An 18,071-nucleotide genomic window follows, 5' to 3' on the forward strand; every position below is an offset into this window, starting at 1 on the left:
AGACTGCGGGTGCGGGCGACAGTTCGCTCGGGGGTCGTCAGCGGCTACCCGGCTGGATCTTCGCCAAGGGCTCGTGAAACCGCAGCAGTCGTCCCGCATTGCCCAGCACCAGCAATGTGCTCAGGTTATGCAGCAGCGCGGCAATCATCGCCCCCGCGGCTCCGAGCCATCCGAACGCGGCGAAAGCGACTATCGCCAGTGTCCAGCCCAGTCCGATGATCACGTTGACTTGCAGTGTGCGCCGACATTGGCGACTCAACCGCACGCAAGTTCCGAGACGTCGCAGATCACTCCCGATCAGCACGATATCCGCCGACGCCAGGGCGATATCGGCACCGCCCGCGCCCATCGCCACGCCCACCACACCGGCTTTCAGCGCCAGCGAATCGTTGATCCCGTCACCCACCACCATCGGACGGAAACCCTGGTCGATTTCGACCATGACCCGGTCAAGCTTATCCTCCGGCAGCGCCTGTGCCTGCAGCTCGCTGATACCGACATCGTGCGCCAGGGCGGCGGCCACGCTCTGGCGATCCCCCGTGAGCAATAACTGGCGTCCCAACCCCAGCGCCCGCAATTCGGTCATGGCCACCCGCGCTTCCGGCTTGATGCTGTCGGCCAGCAGCAGCCAGGCGCGAAACTGCCCGTCCAGTGCCAGGCCGGCGATCGGGCCGTCATGACTGGGAACCGTCGGTGTCTCGATGCCCAACCGGGCAAACAATTCGGGGCGGCCAAGGGCGGCTTCCCCCTGCCCTGTCATGGCTACCACCCCGAGCCCCTGGCGTTCGTGAATATCGGTCAGCGGCAGGTAATCTTGCGCTGTCACCAGCCCCGCCAAGGCACGACTGACCGGATGACTGCTGGCCGATCCAAGGCTCGCGGCCAATGGCAGCAATGCGGCAGGGTCGTCCGCGATACTTTCGATCGATTGCAGGCGCAGGGTGCCGTAGGTCAGGGTCCCGGTCTTGTCGATGACCAACGAGGTGAGGTCCGCCAGCTCCTCGAGAAAAGCCGAGCTGCGAATCAGGATGCCGTGGCGCGCCGCCACCGCAATCCCGGCGATGGCCGTCGCCGGGGCTGACAACACCAAGGCGCAGGGACACGCCGCCACCAGTACCGCCAACATCGCCTGAGCGTCATTGGTGACAAACCAGGTAACCGCCGCCAGCAACAATACCAGCACCAGATAACTTCCGGCGTAGCGTTCCAGCAAACGAGTGATTGGCGGTTTCGAGCGCTCGGCGTTCTGCATCAGCGCAATGACTTTGCCCAGCGTCGATTCATCGCCGGTGCGGGTCACCTCCAGGCGCAACAGACCGTCGAGGTTGATCGCGCCGCCAAAGACTTCAACACCCGCCACTGCCTCCAATGGCACCGACTCACCCGTAATGGGCGCGGTGTCGAGGCTCGCTTGGCCGGACAGCACCCGACCATCGGCGGGTACCCGGTCGCCGGCGCGGACCTCCACCACATCGCCGGGTCGCAACGTAGCGTTGTCCACTTCGATGATCGAGCCATCAGCCTGCACTTTGCGTCCCTGGCTGCGGGTCAATTGGCCAAGGGCATCGATCGCTTCCTGGGACCCGATGACGCTGCGCTCTTCCAGCACATGGCCGAAAATCATGATGATCGGCAACAGCGCCGCCGTCAGCAGGTCGCCGGTAGCCCAGGCCCCCAGCATCGCCAGGGCGATTAATTGATCGGTTATCCCATGCAGGCTTGGATAACGCAGGCTGTACCAGGCCGAGCGCATCACCGGCACCGCGACCAACAGCGAGGCAAACCCCAACAGCAGTTGGCTGACGGTACCCTGCTCCGGCAACCACACGCGCCAGGCCAGGCCCAGGGCAAGCAAGCCGAGGGCGAGCATCGCCAGGGTCAGTTGCCGAGCGGCCGCGCGTTGCTCGGCGGTGGACAGCATCGGCATGTTGATAGTCTGCGCGGTCATTGCCCGCCTCCCTGGATGATTAGACGAGAATCGTCTTTCGGGTCGACCGTGGTGACGGAACCAGCCCGACCAAGGATCCCGGGCATGCGTTCGCGGTACAGACGCTGCAGCATCTGCGGATCGCTGTCCTGGGTTTTCGCCAGGCCCGACACCGAGGCTGTGTCGGTCGACGCTTTGGCAAGTCGTTCGCTGGCCTGGGCATGGGCGACTTGTAACGCACGGTCGGCTTCCTCGCGGGCAGCCTGGGTCTGTTTCTCTGCCTCGGTTCGGGCGTTGGCGACCGCTTTGTCGGCCTGCTGGCTGGCTGTCAGCACCGCATTGAATGCGCTCACCGCCGGCCCCGGCAGGCTCGATTGCACGTCGACCCGCACCACTTCGATCCCCAAGCCCTGCCCTGTCGCGGTCAGGTCAGCCAGGCGCCGATTGATGCCTTGCACCAGGTCGCCACGCAAGCGTTCACGTCGCTCCGCGGCCTGGGTATCGCTGCCCATCAGTTCGGGGCGGGCCACCAGAATGGTGTCCAGGTCTCGCGCCGCGGCAAGCGCCACGGCACTTCTCGTCGCCAACCGGTCCAACGCTGGCAATACATGTTCGCCTTGGAGGACAAACGCATAAGGCTCGATGACTTTGTAAAAGAGCCGCACATCCAGTTGCACCACGCCCGCATCGCCGGTCAACAGATAACCGGAGCCCGCGAGTTCGTCGCTGACCGGCGTGGCGAAACTGGCGACGCGATCAGCCTGCAAAGCCGCATCCGAACGCAGCAGACTTTCCACCCGGCGCTCCAGCACCCGGTCTGCCGCCGGCAGCAAAATTACCTGTTCCACGGGACGCGGCCACGCCAATAACAGACCGGCGTTCTGGATTCGGTCCAACGCACCAAAGTGTAAAACCACCGCCCGGCTCTGCGGATCAATTTGCCGCACATTGGAAAATACCCAGGCCAACGCCGCCAGGACAGTCACAGCATAGAGCGCGAGGAACGCCAGACGCCCGGCTTGAATCCACGGGCTGGACAGTTCATTTGTTCCACGTGGAACCACGCTCATGGTTGTGTTCCACCTTTAGGCTCCAGGGCGGGTGGACCATCCACCAGAACGCGAAACGGTGCCGCATCAGTGCGCAGGATCAGTTTCGTGCCGGGGCCGACAATGGTGTTCAAGGTGTCCAGCGAGCGCAGCAAATTATAAAGCTGCGGCGCACCGGCATAGGCCTTGCCGTAGATTTCGGCTGCTTCGACGCGGGATTGCGCTTCGATACTCGCTGCTTTAACCGTGGCGTCAGCCTGCATGATCCGCGCATCGCGTTCGGCCGCCGAGCGAATCTGCGCCGCTTCGCGTTTGCCAATGGCTGTGCGCTCCGTGGCGATGGTTTCACGCTCGGCACGCATGCGGTCCACGGTAGCGGTGAGGGTCACCGAGGGCAGCGTCAGGCGTTCGATACCCACCTGCAGAACCCGCACGCCATAAGTGGCGAGCAATTGTTGCTCGATCTGCTGGCGCAACTGGGCTTCGAAATCGGCGATATGCACCCGACTGGCGTCGGTATTGACCAGGTTTGCCAAATCAAAACTGGCCGCCGTTGTTTCCAGCGCCGAGCCGACGAAGGTGCGAATCTGCCGCGCGGCTTCGTCCGGCTGATTCTGCACGGCGCGCATGAAGCGCTGCACATGGTCCGGGTCACCTTGAACCTGCCACGCCACATAGGCCTGGACGATGATCCGCAGACCGTCGCGCGTACCGACGTCTTGCAATCCGCTAGAGGTGGTGCGCAGCCTCAGGTCTACCGGGATCGCCGCCTCGAAAGGTGCCGGCCAGCGCCAGCCCAGGCCGGGTTGCAAAAGTACCCGCGCCGGGTTGCCGAAACGGGTAATGACAGTGGCCTCCCCCGAACGCACCTGTACCAGGCTGGCGGCCGCAACGGCAAACGCCACCAGCAGCGCGGCCCAGCCCATCCGCCGCCACGGAAACGGGCCGGCTTGCTGCGGATCGCCATGATGGTGGTGATGTCCGTGATGATGCCCGGCATGACCGTGATCGTGACCGGCATGGTCGTGATGACCATGGGAAGAGGACTGGCTCAATGGGCAGCTCCTGGCTGTACAGGTTGGTTTGGCGATGCGGGATCCGCCGGCAGCGTGAAAGTGCGCAGGTCAATGGTCGGCGCGCTGCCGTTGCCGCCCAGGCGATGGTCAAGGATCAGCAAGCTGGCGCTGCCGAGGCCCTGGCTCAGTTGACCGAGGTATTGCTCCAGCACGAAGGCATGGCCAGCCGTCGCGTAGGCTTGGCGTTCGGCGCGAAAGCGCAGGTCGGCGGCTTGCGCAGTGGCGTTGATTTCTCGCGCCGTGGCTTGGGCCTGGTCGTTGGCAGTGCTGGCTTGCAGTTGCGCCTGGTTGACCTGCTGCGCAGCGGCGCCACGCTCGCGGGCGATTAACGCCTGAGCGCCGATCTGCGCCGCTTGCACACCGTGGTAGGCATTCGCTGCGCCGGCCGGCGGATGGATCGCCTCGACTACTGTCGCCAGAATCTCTACGCCACTGTCGAGCGATTGCAGATCGGCCTGTACAGCGCGACCGATCTCCTCCGCCAGGCTGACACGGTCCGCACCCAACAAGCCATCCAGCGTGCGCGAGGCAAATTCATGCACCAGGACGCGGCTGGCCGTGCTGCGAATCAGCGTCGGCACATCAGCACTGTGGTAAGTCGCCGCCAGCGCCGCTGCATCCGTCAGGCCGATGCGATAGACGAAGCGTACGTCCATGTTGACGATCTGGAAGCTCTGCTGATCCGCGCGACGGCTGGCGATAACCTGGGATTTGTCATTCACGTGGCTGGCATCCCACAACCGATTGGCGATAGCCGGAGCCGGTCCCTCTGCCGCTTCCGCGACCGGGGCTGTCTTGCCGTCGCCGCTGGTAGCCAACTCGTGGACGACACCGTTCTCGACGCTCAATACCCTGCCCCACGGCCATGGCAAACCAGCGTGGAGGCCCGGACCAAAGACCTGTACCGGCTTGCCGAAACGTTCATAGATGCCGCGCCCTTGCAGCGGCACCTCATGCACGCCGGTCAGCAGCCACCCGACCAGCGCCACCAATGCCAGCACCGGAAAAAATGCCCGGCGCATGTAGCTGAACGCCCAGATCTGGCGCAGGTCGATGCCAAAACGATTGTGCAACTCATGCTGCAAGGCCAACAGCGGTCGCGGCGGCCAGCGCAGCAGATCGGCGACCACACTGCGTCCCAAAAGCGCCGGTTCCAAGGTGTTCCGGCGCGGGCTGAATAACGCCAGCAGCGCGCGTAGCAACAGCTCCACCGCCACCAGGCCCGGCAGCAAACCGATCAGCACCGCCAGGCGCACCGGCCAGACGGACGCCTCCCAGGCGAAGAGCAGACACACGGCAGCCAGTACCAGCACGATGATCGGCACCCGTGTCAGTTGCGCCAGCGGCGCCGCTTCGGGCCATTCGATCGGCGACTGTTGAGCCAGTTGGCGCTCGAACACCAGCAACCCGAACGCCAGCAGTAACGAAAGCACCGCGCCGACGCTGGCCGCCACGCCGAGCGAAGCGGCAGGCAACGCCAAGTCCCAGGTTTGCTCCAGAACCAGCAACGACAGCAGCGCCCAGCCGGCAAGCCACAGAAGCGGTCCGCCGATTTGCTGCAGCAGACCGATCCAGCGTGCGCTGATCCGCTCAAGCAGGCGCTCGTACCAACCCGAGTTATCAACAGGCTCGTCTGCGACCGGCAGGATATCCACCACCGGCAGCAGGGCCTTGCTACGCCATTGCGTGATCCACCAGGCCGATTGCAATCCGGCCACCAGCACCGATAAAGCCGCGCCTTGGCTCACCAGCAACGCCGGCCATATCGATTGTGGCGAAAAAAGCCCGATGAAAAACGCCGACACCAGCTCCAGCCCCGCAAGGCCGCCCAATACGAGCGCGATCCGCTTCAAGCGCAGCCCTTGGAATGCGGCGCGCTGGAAGCGCGGCCAGTCGGCCACGTGTGCCCCGTCTATTTCCAGATCGACTTGCATGTCACTCCAGTGCTTGTGGCATTCGAGAACCGGACACGCGAGGCCTACGTCACCGCATCGCTCCGTTACATGTCGTTACCTTATAACCAACGCTGTGAAATTTCCGTTTTGAATTCTTCATGGCAAACCCTGGGGCGAACGCTTGACTTAAGCCTTGACCGTTATCCGCGAAAACGCTCATATTACGGTCATAATTTTTCGCCAGGCATGAGGAAGACGGTAATGAGCAATTACGACGTGATCATTCTGGGCGGCGGCCCCGGCGGTTATAACGCAGCGATCCGGGCCGGACAGTTGGGGTTGAAGGCGGCCTGCGTGGAAGGCCGTGCCACCCTCGGCGGCACTTGCCTGAACGTCGGTTGCATGCCTTCCAAGGCGTTGCTGCACGCCTCCAAACTGTACGAAGCAGCCAAGGGCGCGGAATTCGCCCAGCTGGGCATCAACGTCACCCCCACCCTCGACCTCGCGCAAATGATGAAACAAAAGGATGAAAGCGTCGCGGGCCTGACCAAGGGCATCGAGTTTCTGTTTCGCAAAAACAAGGTTGACTGGATCAAGGGCTGGGGCCATATCGACGGCCCCGGCAAAGTGACCGTCACCGGTGAGGACGGTGGCAAGACTGAACTGAGTGCCAAGGACATCGTCATCGCCACCGGCTCCGAGCCGACGCCACTGCCGGGCGTCGACATCGATAACCGGCGCATTCTCGATTCCACCGGTGCGTTGTCCCTGAGCGAAGTGCCTCGGCACCTGGTGGTGATCGGCGCTGGCGTCATCGGCCTTGAACTCGGTTCAGTCTGGCGGCGCCTGGGTGCCGAAGTCACCGTCGTGGAATACCTCGATCGCATTTGTCCAGGCGTCGACGGCGAAGCCGGCAAGACCCTGCAGCGGGCCCTGGCCAAGCAGGGCATCCAGTTCAAGCTGAGCGCCAAGGTGACCCGCGCCGTTTCCTCGGCAAGCGGCGTGCAACTGCAAATTGAACCCGCGGCCGGAGGCGAGGCGCAAACCCTGGACGCCGACTACGTACTGGTTGCCATCGGCCGTCGGCCTTATACCCAGGGCCTGGGGCTGGAAAATGCAGGATTGGCGACCGACCAACGCGGCATGCTCGCCAACCAGCGCCACCGCACCGAAGCGCCTGGCTTCTGGGTGATCGGCGACGTGACGTCCGGGCCGATGCTTGCGCACAAGGCCGAAGACGAGGCCATGGCCTGCATCGAACAGATTGTTGGCAAGGCCGGCGAGGTCAATTACGACTTGATCCCCAACGTCATCTATACCCGTCCTGAACTGGCCAGCGTCGGCAGGACCGAAGAGCAGCTCAAGACCGAAGGCCGCGCCTACAAGGTCGGGAAATTTCCGTTCACCGCCAACAGCCGGGCGAAGATCAATCATGAAACCGAGGGGTTCGCCAAGGTATTGGCCGACGAGCGCACCGATGAAATTCTCGGCGTGCACCTGGTAGGCCCGAGCGTCAGCGAGATGATCGGAGAGTACTGCGTAGCGATGGAATTCGGTGCCTCGGCCGAGGACATCGCTCTGATCTGCCACCCTCACCCCACTCGCTCGGAGGCGTTGCGCCAAGCAGCGATGAACGTGGAGGGGATGGCGACGCAGATGTAGTCACCCGGCTAAATGGAACATCTGTGGCGAGGGATCAAGCTCCCTCGCCACATCCAGACCCATTGTCAGCTCGCGGCCATGCGAGCCTTGCGCTTGCGCCGACTGATCAGCGCCAGCACCACGGCCACCACCAGCACCGCGCCACCCACTTCCAACCCTGTCTTGAACGGCCGCAGCGCCGAGCGAATCGGCGCCAGGGCCTGAGTGACGTAGCGCTTGTCCGCCTGGTCGAATGCCGGTTCCTCGCACTGACGGCCGAAGTCCCAGGCCCATTCCACGTAGGGGCCGTCCTTCACATAACGCTGATACAGCGCGCTTTGTTCTTCGAGGCTTGAGTTGTACCCCACCGCCCTGCACAGCACCGCCGCAAACGCCTGGCTGGTGTGCGGCAGATGATCGGCGGCCTGGCTGGCCAGCGCCGTGGCGACAAAACGGTAGTGATAACGCATGTCCGGTTGGGCGGCACTGGCCTGCTGGCGCTGGACCTCGCCGTCGGCCACCAGCGGCCCGACCTTCAGCTCTACCGGCTCAAAACTGTAGTTGCCGTCCAGGCTGGCGTAATCCGGCGCCATTTCGTAGCCCAGCAACTGCATTCCTGATCTGCGCGCGATCACCGACGCCTTGAAATACGCCTCGGCCCGGCTGGTCGGCCACCATTTGGATTCCGCATCCTGGCGCAACTGCCCATAGGTGCGGGCCTTGTCCTGCAGCTCGGGATTGTCGAAATAAGCCGGCGCCTCGTCGTAGCGTCCTTCGCGCAGCAAACGACGCCCCAGCAGGTTGCGCAGGTTCGCCGCCACCGACAACTGTACGTAGTTGTCTCGATCTTCCTGGCTCAACGGCGGCGGTGCCGGGACCTGGGCATCAACGTACTGCTTGAGCTCCTCGACGGTCAGCACACGCTCGGCGACCGTTGCGGCGTCGTACCAATAGTTGTTCTGGCCGCGATAAAGCTGATCGAAAGCCTGTAGATAGTCGCCTCTCTGCAAGGCCAGGATCGCGCTTTCGCCTTCGATTCGGCACTTGGGTTGTACCGTCTCGTAATCCCAATTCGGCGTACGGCGGTCGCCCCAGGATTCTTCCTTCGGAAACGCCTGGGCGGCCTTGGCATAGGCGGCGGCCGCAGCGGATTTGTCGCCTTCGCGCAGCGCGAGCTTGGCCCGTACCCACCACGCCAATCCACTGTCCCCGGCCTTTTGTGCAAATGCTTTCGCGCTGTCGTAGTCAGCGTGTTGATAACTCACTGCCGCCAAGCGGTCGGCATCATCGAGGTTGCCCTGGGCGCTGGCTTGCAACAGCTTGAGGAGGGTTTTCTCGCCGGAGGGCTCTTCGCCGTCCCACCAGCCGACGCGGCTGAGCAGATAAGCAGTCACCAGGCGCTGCACGGCCTTGGCCTTGAGCAATTCGCCCAGGCGCTCCTCCGACTCGACGCTGAGGCCGCCCGCCAATTGCAGCAGCGAACTGTAGCCAACCGGGGAGCCTTGCAGATTCTGGGTCGCATACAGTCCGATGGCGCTGTCCCAGTCATCGGCGGTGTAGGCCACCCTGGCTTCTTCGCCCAGACTGGCGACGCCCAGCTCCAACGGGTCGCTGAAGCCGGCGATAGTCAATTCGCGAGCCTGGCGGAACGCCTGCCGTGCCTGATCCCGCAAGGCAGCCGGTTCGCCACGGCCAGCCTCGGTGCTCATGGCAAACAGCGCCCGCCCCAGGGAGTAGGCCGCCCAGGTACTGCGCAACCGACGCTCGTCGGCCGGCAGCGCCAGCAGTTGCTGGAACGATTCGGCTGCGCGCAGATGATCGCCAGCGTTGAACGCAGCCGCGCCGATTGCGTACAGCCGCAGCTCGGCGGGCAGGTTGGCCGCTTCGGCGGCGACCTGCTCGATATCGCTGATTGCCCGCAAGCGCTCCACAACGGCTTGCTGCGGTGGGGTCAGGCCAAGCTGTTCGGCCTTGTTGCGTTGGTCCACGTAGGAAGACACATCGTCGTAGCTGTAGTCAGGGTTGCGTGTCGCCTCCGTAGCCGGCTTCAACCCGGCGATGGCCTGGCCGAGACGACTGACCTCGAAGCGAAAGCTGCCCTCGGGCAGCTCCGCCAGCGATTGGGCCCGGTTATCCAGCAGGCGCATCGGAAAATCCGGCCCGCAGGCCAATGCCTGGCACAGCGGTAAACCGAGGCTCAGGCACAGCAGGCGACGAGGCCACTTACGGGTAGACATTCATTCCTCCTTGGTCGATTTTTGTACAGCGCGCCCAGCCGATCGCCCGTTGGGCACCGGCAGCCAAGCGGCCTTCCTGGATGCGGGTGAAGGTAAGCAGTCCGGGGGTTTGTTGCAACGTATAACCGGCCAAGGCATCGACGCCATCACACCCGCCCACGGCGAGTGTCAGCCGCTGCGGCCAGGGGCTGTCGAGATTGCCCTGGTTCACCAGCCGGATGTCATAGAGCCCGCCCTGCTCTTGCAGGCGCAGAGCCAAATGACTGTCCAGGCGATCACCACGCGCCACCGCGCCAAGAGTGGCCAGGCTCCAGGCGCGCCGGTCTCCCGCCAGCGGCAGGCGAAACCAGATCAATCCGGCCAGATGCTCTGGCGGCTCGGCGCGCAGTTGCGCGACAAGCCCGGCCACTTGTTGTGGATCGGCGAGCAACTCCCGGCGCTCACCGCCGCGGTCGATGGGCACTTCGCTTTCTACCACCGGTGCGCCGTTTTCTTCGGTCAGCAGCGCCACGCCATAGGCCGGCAAGGCCAGGTAGAACGGTCGTGTGGTGAGGTCGCCCCAGCGCTGGGCCCAACGTTGAGCCTGGCTGGGATCGAAAAGCCCCTGACGCGGATCGCTGACCGCGTGTACCTGCAGGACGCTGCTGTCCACAACCTTTAACAGACCGGGCAACTCGGGGCTGTCGAGCCAGGCCGGCAGCGCGGTGATGCTGAGCTGCAAGGCGGCCGGCAAGGCCTGCCGCAAGCGGACAAGGAAGTTCCGATAGGCTGGCAGCCGTGCGTTACCGGCATCATGGTCGATTTCGATGCCCATCGGCGCCAGGCCCAGGGTTTGCCAGTCGGCCAGCAACTGCTGGATCCGCGAGATTATTTCGTCCTGATCGAGGGATTTGAGCTGGCCATCCAGGCGAATCACCGCGATCAACGGCCGACCGTCAGCCTTGAGCAATGCCGGATCGATCCGCGCGTGGCTCCAGCCGGCGCCCGGGAAGGCTTGCAGCGCCAGCACCCGCAGGCTGGAAAAGTCCGCACGGCTCTGGCTCAGCGCCAGTTCATGGGCCGGCGTCCACTGGCGTTGCCAGATATAAAGTTGCTGATCGAGGGCAGGCGGAGGGGGCTGGTCGCAGCCGCTCAAAAACAACGCGGCGAAGGTCAGCGTCAGCCTGTGGATAAAAGTCATGAAGCGCAGCCACCCCGGAAAAAGGCTGGCAGATTAACCCTTGCGAGGCGTTACCGAAATACGTGGCGAGGGCAGTTGCACGCTCGCCACTTTGTGCCTGTTGCTCAGGCCTCTTTTTGCAAGCCGACAACGGTACGCGGCATCCCCACGAACCCAGGCAAGGCTTCGATCCGCGCCAGCCACGCGCGCACATGGGCGTAGTCCTGCAGCGAAACGTTGCCTTCTGGCGCATGGGCGATATAGCTGTAGCCTGCGATGTCGGCGATGGTCGGCGTGTCACCGACCAGATAGGCGCTGTTGCTCAGTTCCTGATCGATGACTTTGAGCAGGTTGTGGGAACGTGCGATCACATCCTCGGCGTTATGAGAAGCACCGAACACGGTGATCAGGCGCGCGGTGGCCGGTCCGGCATGCAATGGCCCGGCCGCTACCGACAACCAGCGCTGTACGCGAGCGGCGCCGACCGGGTCCGTTGGCAGCCAGCGGCCGTCGCCGTACTTGTTTGCCAGGTACACCAGAATGGCGTTGGAGTCGGCCAGTACCACACCGTTATCATCGATCACCGGTACTTGGCCGAACGGGTTGATTGCGAGGAAATCCGCTTGTTTGTGCGCGCCCTTGGCCAGGTCGACAAAATGAACCTCGACCGGCAACTCAAGCAAGGAAAGCATCAGCTGGACACGGTGCGCATGGCCGGACAGTGGGAAGTGATAGAGCTTGATAGGGTTCATGGTCGACTCCGCCGAGAATGACGCCATCGGTTTGCGGCGTCGATGGAGTCATCTTCTGCTCAAGCACGGAGCTATGGAATCACCTGCAAACGCAATCCATTATTTCTGCAGGCGAAACAATGCGTCAGTTCTTCAAGGCTGGATGTTCTCGTATTGCACTCACCATGAAGTCGACAAAACTGCGAACCCGCGCCGGCGCATTGCGCCCGCCCTGATATACCACGTGGATTGGCAATGGCGGCAGCTCGAAACCGGCCAGGACGATTTCCAACTCGCCGGCGGCGATATTGTTCGCAACCTGATAGGACAGGACCCGGGTCATCCCCAACCCCTGGCACGCCGCACCGATGGCAGCCTGGTTGGCCGTGACCACGAGCCTAGGCGTGGGCCGGACCGACAACGGCTGACCGGCCTCGATGAACGTCCAGTTCCTTACCTGGCCGATGGCTGATGACGACACCACGGGCATCCGCTCCAGATCCTGCGGATGCTCGGGTCGGCCATGCTGGTCGAAGAACTCCGGGGAACCGCACACCACCCGCCGCACCTCGCCGACACGCACGGCATGCAGGCTGCTGTCGGGCAACTCGCCGATGCGCACCGCGACATCAATGCCCTCCTCGACCATGCTGACGGTGCGATCCAGCAGCAAGGCGTTGATGCAAACTTCGGAAAATCGCCCCAGGTAATCCACCAACACCGGCGTGACGAACAACTGGCCGAACAGCACGGGCGCGGTAATCGTCAGTTGTCCGCGGGGCTGGGCGTGGCTGCCGGCCGCGGAATCCTCGGCTTCCTGCAAATCGCCGAGGATCCGCCGACAGTCCTCGAGAAAACGCTGGCCCGCTTCGCTCAGGTAGACGTTGCGGGTGGTACGAACCAGCAGCGGCGTACCGATACGCTGTTCCAGTGCCGCCACGGCGCGTGTCACGCTCGCCGCCGACAAGCCCAGGCGCCGGGCAGCCGCTGAAAATCCGCAATCCTGGGCGACGGCGACAAACACCTGCATTTCCTGAAACCTGTCCATCCGTCCCCCGATGAGAAATCCTGATACAAGTTATGCCTACGCCTCAAAGCCGCGCCGTACCGCCATTGTAGAGGGTCAGGCGGGCGAACCGCAGCCCGGCGCAGGACATCGAGCCGCCTAGGACCGCTACGCTTGGTACCATCGGGCACATTGTCATGACAGATTCATGACCAAAAGGAAAACCCTGTGGGAGCGAGCCTGCTCGCGAAGGCTGTTTGTCGGTCGACATCTGCATCGCTGACAACCCATTTTCGCGAGCAGGCTCGCTCCCACCAGAGTTGCGCGACATTAGATGGATTGATTTAACCGAAAGGCCCGTTTCCGTGAATTTTCTTTACCGAGCTCTCACCCACCCCCACGCTGCCATCTGCGCCCTGGCCGGATACGTGCTCCTGGTCCCCATGGGCCTGCGCCTCCTGCTCGGCTGGTCCGACCCGCTGGGCTATCTGTCAGACATGGCCATCGGCAGCTTGTTGATCGTGCTCTTGCATCGACGCCCCTGGTGGCTGGCATTGCCGGTTTTGCTGGCCTGGTGTGCGCTGACCCTGGCCAGCATCGAATTGGTCAATGCCGTCGGAAGGATGCCCACCCCAGCGGACATTCAATATCTGGTCGATCCGCAATTCGTCGAGAACTCCGCCAGCGGAGGCTTTGCGCATCCCTGGCTCGCCGCGATCATGCTGGCGGCCCTGACACTCTGGCTGGCCAGCCGATGGGCCAATCGGAGCCGCCAGGCACCGCCCTTGCCCAGCCATGCCTGGGCGATCCCCATGGTGTTTTTCCTGGCCCACGGCACGGCGCAAACCTGGCGGCCCAGCGAGGCAGACCAGTGGAATCTGTTCAACCTGCCTCATCAACTGATGACGGCTGGCGTCGCCGCCGGCCAGGAGCACTTCGAACAATGGCTCGCAGGTGATACGCCGGACCAGACGCCACCGATGCAAGGGCTTACCCGGCTCGATCTGGATGGGCAGAAACTGCTCACCGAACCGGGTGGCGCGCGCAATGTGCTGATCATTGCCCTGGAGGGCATTCCCGGTGCCTATCTGGAAACCAACCGCCAAGCGCTGAAAAGCAGTTATCAGGAAAACCTGATGCCGCGCCTCAGCACCTGGGCCGAGCGCGGCATGAACACGCCCGACTACGTGTTGCACAGCCACCAGACCATTCGTGGCCTGTACGCAATGCTCTGCGGTGACTACGACAAGCTCGACGATGGCACGCCCAAGGGCGTCGAAATGCTCAACCAGCGCCAACGCAACCAGGCCTGCCTGCCGGCTCAATTGCGCAAGCACGGCTTCTCGACTCATTTCCTGCAGGGTGCCGGCCTGCGGTTCATGGCCAAGGACCGGATCATGCCGCATATCGGCTTCGACACGACCCTGGGCATGGAGTGGTTCACCCGACCGGCCTACCTCGAGTTTCCCTGGGGCAAGGACGACAAGACCTTTTTCGAAGGCGCGCTGGACTACGTCGGACAACTGCAACAGGCAGACAAACCCTGGATGCTCACCCTGCTGACCGTGGGCACGCATCAGCCGTACTCCGCGCCAGATGACTACCTGGAGCGCTACGACACCGCCAAACAGGCCGCCGTCGGTTATCTGGACGACGCGCTGGACAGCTTCCTGACAAACCTCGAGCGCCAGGGCATCCTGGAAAATACCCTGGTGGTCATCACCTCGGACGAATCCCATGGCATCGACGATGTGCGCCTGGCATCGTCCTGGGGCTTCAACCTGACGCTGGCGCCGGAGCCGTTGCCGCGAATCAAGCAAGGCGTCCATGGCCATGTCGACCTGAGCGCATCGATCCTCGATTACTTCGGGTTCGCGGTGCCCGCCTCGTTATCCGGCCGCTCGCTGTTCAGGGACTACGCGACGGGCCGGGAAATCATGTCGTTCACCAACGGCAAGCTGCGCTACCACGATGGCAAGGGGACCTTTACCGAATGCGATTTCCAGCAGCGCTGCCGGTATTACGCCAGCGAAGGCTTCATCGCCGACCGCGCCACGTACCTGGGTCAATACAGCGGCCAGCGCGCGAGACTGATCAGCGCCCGGGCCAACGCGCTGGACCAGACACTGCTGGGTTCATCGGTGAACCAGCATTACCAGTTCGGCAGCGCGGAGAAAATCACCCTTCCCGCCCAGGTCTCCAACGACTGGACCGACAACCTGATCGGCGCCCAATACCTGGAAATGCCCAAGGGCACCCGCACCCGCGTCAGCCTGACCATTCGCGCCGTGGAAAACGATCACGCCGCCTACATTTCCCTCAAGGCCAAGGAGTTCGAGCAGGACGTGACGATGGACTTGCCCACCGACGTGACGGTAACCGCCGACCAACCGCTGGTGATGGACATCCATTTCGACAACCCGCAACCGCGCAAGGCGTTTTCCTTCCACTTGCTTGGCCATGGCACAGGCGCCATCGAAATCAGCGACTTCAGCGTCGTCACCGAACTGCTGGAACAGACGGACCAGCCGGAGTACCTGGACGATATGCAGGACGACAGCGAGGCACAGTCCAGCTGAACAGCAACGGGCAACCGTCAGGACTGCTGCGCGTTTTGATCAATCGCTGATCAACTGCATGATTTCGAAAGCGTTCAGCGCCGCACCACGCAGCAACTGATCGCCGCTGATGAACAGGTCCAACCCATGCTCGCCATAGATCAGGCTGTAGCGAATCCGCCCAACCTCCACCGCATGTTTGTAGGTTGAGGTCATGGGCATCGGATAAGCGCCGAACTCAGGCTCATCTACCACTTCGACCCCTGACGCGTTATGTAACAGCGTGCGCACGCGATCCAGCGACTGGATGGGTTTTTTGAAGCGCAGGCTCAGACTTTCGGCGTGGGACCGCAACGTCGGCACCCTGACCGCAGTGGTGCTGACAGCCAACGCCGGTTCGTCGAGAACCTTGCGCAACTCCCAAACCACTTTCATCTCTTCACGGGTGTAACCATTGGCTTCGAATGAGTCGACTTGGGGAATCACGTTGAACGCCAGGTTATGGACGAAGTACTCGCTGTCATCGCGATCACCGTAGTCGCTGAAGGACCTGGCTTTCTCCCGCAGCTCGAGCATCGCCGGCTGCCCCGCCCCACTGGCCGCCTGATACGTGGAGATGATCGCGCTCTCCAACCCGAACGCGTCGTGCAGCGGACCCAGCACCATCAACGCGATGGCCGACGAGCAGTTGGGGCTGGCAATCAGTTTTTCGCCCCGGTAACGTCGGCCGTTGATAGGCGGCACCAGCAATGGAATGGCTTCGTGGTAACGAAACGCCGAGGAGTTATCGATCACATACGACCTTTCAGCCAGGCGCTCACCGTATTCCAGGGCAAAGGCACCGGAAACACACAGGAAAACGATATCGCACGAGGCGCAACCTTCCACCGAGAAAGGCTCGATCAGATGGCGGCTCCCGCCCACCGCCAAGCGCTTGCCAGCGGAACGCTCCGAGGCCATGCAGACCACTTCATGGTCGGTATCTTCGAGCAATTGCAGCATGGTCATGCCTACTGCGCCGGTACATCCCACCACGGCGATCTTCTTCATTTTTTTGATTTTCCTTGCCCGCTTCGCGAGGCCCTACCGTCGAGGTTTCGCCGATTTCCTGACGACGATTGTAGGAAAGCAAGGCTGTCCGCTACAGTGCAGCGCATGACAATAAACGGTGGAATCACGCCAAATGCACGCTCACCCCGGAACAGTGGCGATCCTCGTTTATGAGGGTCTTTGCGTATTCGAATTCGGAATCGCTCTGGAGATATTCGGCCTGCCGCGTCCGGAACTGGATGTCCCGTGGTACGGCCATCAGATCGTTGCCGTCGATCCTGGGCCGATGCATGCGCTGGGAGGCCTGCGCATAGTTGTCGACGCGGGACTCGAAGCGCTGGATCGCGCGCGAACCATCATCATTCCCGGCTGGCGCAACCACCATGAACCGCCACCTGAAGCGCTGCTGCAAGCATTGCGCCGCGCTCATGCCCGCGGTGCCCGCTTACTGTCCATCTGCTCTGGCGTGTTCGCACTGGCCGCCACCGGATTGCTGGATGGCAAGACCGCAACCACCCATTGGCAATTCTCATCCTTGCTCGCCGAGCGATTCCCCCGAATCACCGTTGACCCGAACGTGCTGTATGTCGATGCCGGCCAGTTGATCACCTCGGCCGGCAGCGCCGCCGGTATCGACGCCTGCCTGCATTTGATCGCCCGGGATTTCGGTACCCACATCGCTAATTCGGTGGCCCGCCGTCTGGTGATGGCACCACAGCGAACCGGCGGCCAGTCGCAATTTATCGCGGCGCCTGTGGATAAGTCGCCGCGCAATGAACTGACACGGATCCTGCACTGGGTTCGAGAACATCTGGATCAGCCGCTCAACGTCGCCGACCTGGCTGCCCGCGTCGCCATGAGCGAACGGACTTTCCTGCGGCGCTTCGTTGAAACCACCGGCCTGCCGCCCAAGGCCTGGCTACAGCAGGAACGCCTGAACCGGGCACGGGAGCTGCTGGAAAGTACCGACCAGCGCACAGCCTGCATTGCCCAGGCCTGCGGGTACCGGTCGGTGGAAAGTTTTCGGGCGGCGTTCCGCAACGCCGTGGGCCTGCCGCCCTCAACCTATCGCGAGCGATTCGGCGCCGCGCGGGCCAACCGGGTCAATCCAGCAACCGATGCAACTTGGCGTACTGCAGCAACATGATGGTCTTGCCGTCGCAGATCTCGCCGGTTTCGATCATGCCCAAGGCTTGATCGAGAGGCATCTCCAGCACCTCGATTTCCTCGCCCTCCGCCTCAAGCCCGCCGCCTTCGTGCTGTTTGTCCTCGTCGGAATACTCACCGACGAAAAAATGCACACGTTCGGTCACCGACCCTGGGCTCATGAACGCCTCGAACACCTTGCGCACGTCCCGCACGATATAGCCGGTTTCCTCCTGGGTTTCCTTGCGGATACAGGTGTGCGGGTCGTCGTTGTCCAACAGGCCGGCGCAGGTTTCGATCAACAAGCCGTCGTGCCCGTTGACGAACGCCGGGAAGCGGAATTGCCGGGTCAGCACTACGGTTTGCTTGGCCTTGCTGTAGAGCAGGATGGTCGCACCGTTGCCACGGTCATAGGTTTCGCGCGTCAGCTCGCGCCATTGGCCGTTGCGACCGAGGTAATCATAGGTAGTCTTGCGCAGGATGTACCAGTTGTCCGAGAGGACTTCGACATTCTTGATGCGCACACGGTCTTGCGTGCTGATTGGCTGTGTCATTGACCCACTCCGTTCGGGACCAGAAAACTCACTTCAAACCCG

The 18,071-nt window shown here is 62.8% G+C and carries 13 protein-coding genes; 3 read left to right on the plus strand and 10 right to left on the minus strand.

Annotated elements, in window-relative coordinates:
* Positions 1-37: 37 nt before the first annotated feature.
* From J3P94_RS00440 to hflK (J3P94_RS00455), 4 genes are read right to left on the minus strand one after another with little or no spacing between them, the layout of a single operon-like run.
* Positions 38-1,948, minus strand: coding sequence for a heavy metal translocating P-type ATPase (locus J3P94_RS00440; RefSeq protein ID WP_434570652.1), 1,911 nt, complete (start codon positions 1,946-1,948; stop codon positions 38-40).
* Positions 1,945-2,997 (minus strand): protease modulator HflK, encoded by a 1,053-nt coding sequence (gene hflK, locus J3P94_RS00445; protein WP_434570654.1) that lies wholly within the window; start codon positions 2,995-2,997, stop codon positions 1,945-1,947. The genes J3P94_RS00440 and hflK (J3P94_RS00445) overlap by 4 nt, the downstream gene beginning before the upstream one ends.
* On the minus strand, positions 2,994-4,031 hold the full coding sequence (gene hflC / locus J3P94_RS00450) for a protease modulator HflC (protein ID WP_434570656.1): 1,038 nt from the start codon (positions 4,029-4,031) through the stop codon (positions 2,994-2,996). The genes hflK (J3P94_RS00445) and hflC overlap by 4 nt, the downstream gene beginning before the upstream one ends.
* Positions 4,028-5,986 (minus strand): protease modulator HflK, encoded by a 1,959-nt coding sequence (hflK, locus tag J3P94_RS00455; protein ID WP_434570658.1) that lies wholly within the window; start codon positions 5,984-5,986, stop codon positions 4,028-4,030. The genes hflC and hflK (J3P94_RS00455) overlap by 4 nt, the downstream gene beginning before the upstream one ends.
* 222 nt (positions 5,987-6,208) lie before the next feature.
* On the opposite strand from hflK (J3P94_RS00455), the gene lpdA reads away from it, so the two are divergent.
* Positions 6,209-7,609, plus strand: a complete 1,401-nt coding sequence (lpdA, locus tag J3P94_RS00460) for a dihydrolipoyl dehydrogenase (protein ID WP_434570660.1) — start codon at positions 6,209-6,211, stop codon at positions 7,607-7,609.
* 65 nt (positions 7,610-7,674) lie between these two features.
* Here the strand turns inward: lpdA and J3P94_RS00465 are convergent, their stop codons facing one another.
* The 4 genes from J3P94_RS00465 to J3P94_RS00480 all read right to left on the minus strand — a co-directional run bounded on the left by J3P94_RS00465 (position 7,675) and on the right by J3P94_RS00480 (position 12,763).
* Positions 7,675-9,825, minus strand: a complete 2,151-nt coding sequence (locus tag J3P94_RS00465) for a hypothetical protein (RefSeq protein ID WP_434570661.1) — start codon at positions 9,823-9,825, stop codon at positions 7,675-7,677.
* Entirely contained in the window at positions 9,812-11,005 is a 1,194-nt protein-coding gene (locus tag J3P94_RS00470; protein ID WP_434570663.1) for a DUF3142 domain-containing protein, read from the minus strand. Before J3P94_RS00470 ends, J3P94_RS00465 begins: the two co-directional genes overlap by 14 nt.
* A gap of 104 nt (positions 11,006-11,109) precedes the next feature.
* Positions 11,110-11,736 (minus strand): glutathione S-transferase family protein, encoded by a 627-nt coding sequence (locus J3P94_RS00475; RefSeq protein ID WP_434570665.1) that lies wholly within the window; start codon positions 11,734-11,736, stop codon positions 11,110-11,112.
* Between the two features lie 124 nt (positions 11,737-11,860).
* Positions 11,861-12,763, minus strand: coding sequence for a LysR family transcriptional regulator (locus J3P94_RS00480; RefSeq protein ID WP_434570667.1), 903 nt, complete (start codon positions 12,761-12,763; stop codon positions 11,861-11,863).
* A 323-nt stretch (positions 12,764-13,086) separates the two neighbouring features.
* Here J3P94_RS00480 and J3P94_RS00485 point away from each other — a divergent pair, with 323 nt between their 5' ends.
* Complete coding sequence (locus tag J3P94_RS00485; protein ID WP_434570669.1) at positions 13,087-15,300, plus strand: LTA synthase family protein; 2,214 nt, start codon at positions 13,087-13,089, stop codon at positions 15,298-15,300.
* A 39-nt stretch (positions 15,301-15,339) separates the two neighbouring features.
* Here the strand turns inward: J3P94_RS00485 and J3P94_RS00490 are convergent, their stop codons facing one another.
* Positions 15,340-16,329 (minus strand): aspartate-semialdehyde dehydrogenase, encoded by a 990-nt coding sequence (locus J3P94_RS00490; RefSeq protein WP_434570670.1) that lies wholly within the window; start codon positions 16,327-16,329, stop codon positions 15,340-15,342.
* Between the two features lie 133 nt (positions 16,330-16,462).
* On the opposite strand from J3P94_RS00490, the gene ftrA reads away from it, so the two are divergent.
* A complete protein-coding gene (gene ftrA / locus J3P94_RS00495; protein ID WP_434570672.1) occupies positions 16,463-17,476 on the plus strand; it encodes a transcriptional regulator FtrA in 1,014 nt (337 codons plus the stop codon).
* Here the strand turns inward: ftrA and nudK are convergent.
* Positions 17,433-18,029, minus strand: coding sequence for a GDP-mannose pyrophosphatase NudK (gene nudK, locus J3P94_RS00500; protein WP_305497726.1), 597 nt, complete (start codon positions 18,027-18,029; stop codon positions 17,433-17,435). The genes ftrA and nudK overlap by 44 nt on opposite strands.
* Between the last annotated feature and the right edge of the window lie 42 nt (positions 18,030-18,071).

Origin of the sequence: Pseudomonas sp. Z3-8 (genome assembly GCF_051131975.1) — a bacterium.
GTDB lineage: Bacteria > Pseudomonadota > Gammaproteobacteria > Pseudomonadales > Pseudomonadaceae > Aquipseudomonas.

Bases quoted from the DNA above. Each gene is read 5' to 3' on its own strand.
- J3P94_RS00440 (WP_434570652.1), bottom strand. From the start codon at position 1,948: ATGACCGCGCAGACTATCAACATGCCGATGCTGTCCACCGCCGAGCAA.
- hflK (WP_434570654.1), bottom strand. From the start codon at position 2,997: ATGAGCGTGGTTCCACGTGGAACAAATGAACTGTCCAGCCCGTGGATT.
- hflK (WP_434570658.1), bottom strand. From the start codon at position 5,986: ATGCAAGTCGATCTGGAAATAGACGGGGCACACGTGGCCGACTGGCCG.
- lpdA (WP_434570660.1), top strand. From the start codon at position 6,209: ATGAGCAATTACGACGTGATCATTCTGGGCGGCGGCCCCGGCGGTTAT.
- J3P94_RS00465 (WP_434570661.1), bottom strand. From the start codon at position 9,825: ATGTCTACCCGTAAGTGGCCTCGTCGCCTGCTGTGCCTGAGCCTCGGT.
- J3P94_RS00470 (WP_434570663.1), bottom strand. From the start codon at position 11,005: ATGACTTTTATCCACAGGCTGACGCTGACCTTCGCCGCGTTGTTTTTG.
- J3P94_RS00475 (WP_434570665.1), bottom strand. From the start codon at position 11,736: ATGAACCCTATCAAGCTCTATCACTTCCCACTGTCCGGCCATGCGCAC.
- J3P94_RS00480 (WP_434570667.1), bottom strand. From the start codon at position 12,763: ATGGACAGGTTTCAGGAAATGCAGGTGTTTGTCGCCGTCGCCCAGGAT.
- J3P94_RS00490 (WP_434570670.1), bottom strand. From the start codon at position 16,329: ATGAAGAAGATCGCCGTGGTGGGATGTACCGGCGCAGTAGGCATGACC.
- ftrA (WP_434570672.1), top strand. From the start codon at position 16,463: ATGCACGCTCACCCCGGAACAGTGGCGATCCTCGTTTATGAGGGTCTT.
- nudK (WP_305497726.1), bottom strand. From the start codon at position 18,029: ATGACACAGCCAATCAGCACGCAAGACCGTGTGCGCATCAAGAATGTC.